This window comes from Hominilimicola sp., from assembly GCF_046972485.1.
GTDB classification, from domain to species: Bacteria; Bacillota; Clostridia; order UBA1381; family UBA1381; genus Hominilimicola; species Hominilimicola fabiformis.
This window is the reverse complement of sequence record NZ_JBKVWU010000180.1, coordinates 1-3,257: the sequence shown is the minus strand read 5'-3', so window position 1 is coordinate 3,257 and position 3,257 is coordinate 1. Positions and strand designations below refer to the sequence as shown.

General features: G+C 34.0%; 7 protein-coding genes and 1 pseudogene. 7 read left to right on the top strand and 1 reads right to left on the bottom strand.

Going from position 1 to position 3,257, the window contains the following annotated elements; genetic code table 11:
* Positions 1-49: 49 nt before the first annotated feature.
* From rplL to rpmF, 3 genes are read left to right on the top strand one after another with little or no spacing between them, the layout of a single operon-like run.
* Positions 50-421 (top strand): 50S ribosomal protein L7/L12, encoded by a 372-nt coding sequence (gene rplL, locus ACLTU0_RS11460; protein WP_022229961.1) that lies wholly within the window; start codon positions 50-52, stop codon positions 419-421.
* Between the two features lie 35 nt (positions 422-456).
* Positions 457-966, top strand: coding sequence for a YceD family protein (locus ACLTU0_RS11455; RefSeq protein ID WP_022229962.1), 510 nt, complete (start codon positions 457-459; stop codon positions 964-966).
* Between the two features lie 33 nt (positions 967-999).
* A complete protein-coding gene (gene rpmF, locus ACLTU0_RS11450; protein ID WP_022229963.1) occupies positions 1,000-1,182 on the top strand; it encodes a 50S ribosomal protein L32 in 183 nt (60 codons plus the stop codon).
* Between the two features lie 70 nt (positions 1,183-1,252).
* Here the strand turns inward: rpmF and ACLTU0_RS11445 are convergent, their stop codons facing one another.
* Positions 1,253-1,549: a helix-turn-helix domain-containing protein gene (locus ACLTU0_RS11445; RefSeq protein WP_412322564.1), complete on the bottom strand. Its 297-nt coding sequence runs from the start codon at positions 1,547-1,549 to the stop codon at positions 1,253-1,255.
* A 145-nt stretch (positions 1,550-1,694) separates the two neighbouring features.
* Here ACLTU0_RS11445 and ACLTU0_RS11440 point away from each other — a divergent pair, with 145 nt between their 5' ends.
* The 4 genes and pseudogenes from ACLTU0_RS11440 to ACLTU0_RS11425 form a co-directional block, all read left to right on the top strand.
* Positions 1,695-1,835 carry a hypothetical protein gene (locus ACLTU0_RS11440; protein ID WP_412322562.1) on the top strand — a complete coding sequence of 47 codons (141 nt, stop codon included), beginning with the start codon at positions 1,695-1,697 and terminating at the stop codon, positions 1,833-1,835.
* 6 nt (positions 1,836-1,841) lie between these two features.
* Positions 1,842-2,291 (top strand): hypothetical protein, encoded by a 450-nt coding sequence (locus ACLTU0_RS11435; RefSeq protein ID WP_412322561.1) that lies wholly within the window; start codon positions 1,842-1,844, stop codon positions 2,289-2,291.
* A 15-nt stretch (positions 2,292-2,306) separates the two neighbouring features.
* Entirely contained in the window at positions 2,307-2,483 is a 177-nt protein-coding gene (locus tag ACLTU0_RS11430; protein ID WP_412322560.1) for a hypothetical protein, read from the top strand.
* A 416-nt stretch (positions 2,484-2,899) separates the two neighbouring features.
* Positions 2,900-3,257: pseudogene (locus ACLTU0_RS11425) on the top strand (hypothetical protein); the annotation flags it as partial.

Genomic DNA, 3,257 nt, shown 5'->3' with positions numbered 1-3,257 from the left:
CTGAATAATTTATTTGAAAATTAGTTATAATTAATAGGAGGAAATTAAAATGGCAGATTTGAATGCAATTCTTGATTCAATTAAGGAATTAAAGCTACTTGAAGTTGCTGAATTAGTAAAAATGATGGAAGATGAGTTTGGCGTAAGCGCTGCTGCACCGGTTATGGTTGCAGGTGCTGCTGACGGTGCTGCTGCAGGCGGTGCTGAAAAGTCAGAATTTGATGTTGTACTTGCAGAAGCAGGCGCATCAAAGCTTGGCGTAATCAAAGTTGTTAGAGAACTTACAGGTCTTGGTCTTAAGGAAGCAAAGGCTCTTGTTGACGGTGCTCCTGGTACAATTAAGGAAGCTGTTGCTAAGGAAGATGCTGAAGCAATGAAAGCTAAGCTTGAAGAAGCAGGCGCTAAGGTAGAATTAAAGTAATTTTGCTCTGATTCGTATTTATCAAGGAGTATGTTATGACAATAGATGTATCAACAATTCTAAAGGAACTTGGCGGAAAGATTGATATTAACGGTGACGTTGAAATGTCTGACACCGATTTTCTTGGGGAAATGTATCATTTTAACGAGCCTGTTAAGGTTTCGGGCAGTGTTTCAAACAACGGAAAATCTTTGATATTAAAGGCTAACTGTACAGGTCATATGACTACACAGTGTGCAAGATGTATGAAAGATATAGTCGTTGATATTGATTTTGACATTGACGAAAATCTTGCTCAGGACGACGGCAGTGTATCGTCAGATGATGATGTTATATTGTTTGAGGACGTTAAAATTGATATTGATGATATAGTAGCTAACAATTTTCTTATGAATGTTGAAGGTAAGTATCTGTGCAGTGAGGACTGTAAAGGTCTTTGTCAGCATTGCGGTGCGGACCTTAACGAAGGCGATTGCGGCTGCAGTCAGGAAAACATAGATCCGCGTTGGGCGGCTTTGGTAGATATTATGGAAAAAGATAAGTAAGATAAAGTCAGAGAGAATTATGGAGGTGTAATCATGGCAGTACCTAAGGGTAAAGTTTCAAAAGCCAGAAGAAATAAAAGACGTGCAAACTGGAAGCTAAGTGTGCCAAATATGGTTGAATGCCCACAGTGTCACGAATTTAAAATGCCTCATAAAGTTTGTAAGTCCTGCGGATATTACAACGGCAAGGAAGTTATAAAAAAAGTTGAGGATTAATTCGGCTTGTTAAATTAGAAGAGAATGCCTATGGCATTCTCTTTTTTTGCGTGCAAAGAATTTTTGATTATTATTGCGATTTTAAACAATCTATGATTGAGTTAATGGCACATATTGATTTTTCTGATAAACCATCTACCGATATTATTTTTCTATCATCTGTACCTAAGATATAATCAGTAGTGACATTATAAATTTTTGATAATTCTACGATATATTGAGTTGACGGAATAGAAATGCCCATTTCCCATCCATTTACACTTGACCTGGTAAGAGATAATAATTTTGCAAGTTCTGTTTGAGTAATACCTTTATGCTCTCTTAATTGTTTTAATCTTTCTGATATGTTAAATAATTCTTGAATCATTTATTTCACCTCTAATGTATATTATACTAACCAAAAAAGACATACATCATCATAAAAGATATAAAAATATTAATCATAAATGATATTATAACTTGACATAATACAACAAATGTGCTAAAATTATACCAATGAAAGGAGTGGTAATATGGATAAACCTGAAAAGAGTGCACCATGTCCGATGTGCAATTATCCGGGACATCTATCAACATATGATGAAAATACTAAAATAGCTACATATGTATGTGATAGATGTCATCAAATTTTTAAAGAATTTTATAAGAGGTGATGTACAATGATTAAAAATGACTTTTTGCAAATGAGTGAGATACCTGTATATCAAATTCAGAATGATAATGTTACACTAGAGGCTATAAAAACTCTTATAACAGAGAAAATGGGAAAAAAGGGACTATCTGTTCTTATTAAAAATGATGAAATAAAGTCGGGTGGTTTGTTCAATTCTTCAAAAACACCATGTATTGTTATTTACAATAGTAATCATCAAAAGGATTATATAAAGTATTGCATTACTGCTCAAAAACAAGGTGTAACAACCATTGTTACTACTTTTACATGGGGTTATAGTGAATTGAGAGCAAAGGAGATGGTTGCACAACATAAAAGAGAATCAAGCGTATTGGGGAATATATTTTCTAAAGGAGCAAGTAAAACACAAATGATTGAAGAAAATTTTTATTATCAAACTTTAGAAGAAATTATAATAGCAGTTTTTAGTGGTTAGAAAGGCGGTAAATTTATGAGATGTACAGATTGTTACGGAACAGGTAAAATAACGTGTCCTGTTTGTAAGGGTTCAACAAAAGACCCAAGAAATACTGCAAAAGATTGCAGTTATTGCGGAGGTGAAGGAAAAGTAAAATGCGATTTATGTTTAGGCAAAGGAACTGTACCAGATGATTTTAAAAATTTATGATGTGAAAAAATGGAGAAATGTTGAATTTGTAAAGATGACTGCATAGCAAAGCATTGTCGTTGCAATGGATATTGAAATGTATAATAGTGATATGAAATCTTAATGTAAGGTGATATTATGGCAGAGCATTTAAACAGATGTGGTAATTGCAGACATTGTATTTCTCAAAGTGACGGAAGTTTATACTGTATTTATTGGGATAAAATTATAGGAGATTTTACACATAAATGTCCGGAGTATGAAGAATCATAGAATAGTCACGCAATACATAAAATAACAATAGAATAGAAAATAAAAACTCTTAAATTTTAATTGTAGAATTGATTTAAGAGTTTTTTTATTTCAAAATTTTCTGTTCTAAACGTGTCCGAAAAGTAATATATATCAAATACAAAACACGAATGGAGGACAGAGAGATGTACATAGCAAACAATGAAACGGCTGTTTCTTCAAAAGGCATATTGAACTATATGCCACAGGGGATACGGCGATATATGTACGGCGTAAATCTTGACGGAGCTTGTGAAATACATATGAGGCTCGGTAAACCGCTTTGTATAAATTACAGTGACGGTCGGTTTTATCTTAACGCAAAAGGCAACTTGACGCCGATACCGAATTCAACGCTTAAAGTCACTCGTGAGCATATAGATGAAGCGATTGAAATTGCAACAAGTTCGTCTGTATATTCGGTGCGTGACCAAATAAAAAACGGTTACATAACAATATCCGGCGGTCACAGAATCGGTATAACGGGTACGGCGGTTATAAAAG

What these genes read in the sequence shown, in the direction of transcription:
- rplL (WP_022229961.1), top strand. Translation starts at nt 50, where the DNA reads ATGGCAGATTTGAATGCAATTCTTGATTCAATTAAGGAATTAAAGCTA.
- ACLTU0_RS11455 (WP_022229962.1), top strand. Translation starts at nt 457, where the DNA reads ATGACAATAGATGTATCAACAATTCTAAAGGAACTTGGCGGAAAGATT.
- rpmF (WP_022229963.1), top strand. Translation starts at nt 1,000, where the DNA reads ATGGCAGTACCTAAGGGTAAAGTTTCAAAAGCCAGAAGAAATAAAAGA.
- ACLTU0_RS11445 (WP_412322564.1), bottom strand. Translation starts at nt 1,549, where the DNA reads ATGATTCAAGAATTATTTAACATATCAGAAAGATTAAAACAATTAAGA.
- ACLTU0_RS11440 (WP_412322562.1), top strand. Translation starts at nt 1,695, where the DNA reads ATGGATAAACCTGAAAAGAGTGCACCATGTCCGATGTGCAATTATCCG.
- ACLTU0_RS11435 (WP_412322561.1), top strand. Translation starts at nt 1,842, where the DNA reads ATGATTAAAAATGACTTTTTGCAAATGAGTGAGATACCTGTATATCAA.
- ACLTU0_RS11430 (WP_412322560.1), top strand. Translation starts at nt 2,307, where the DNA reads ATGAGATGTACAGATTGTTACGGAACAGGTAAAATAACGTGTCCTGTT.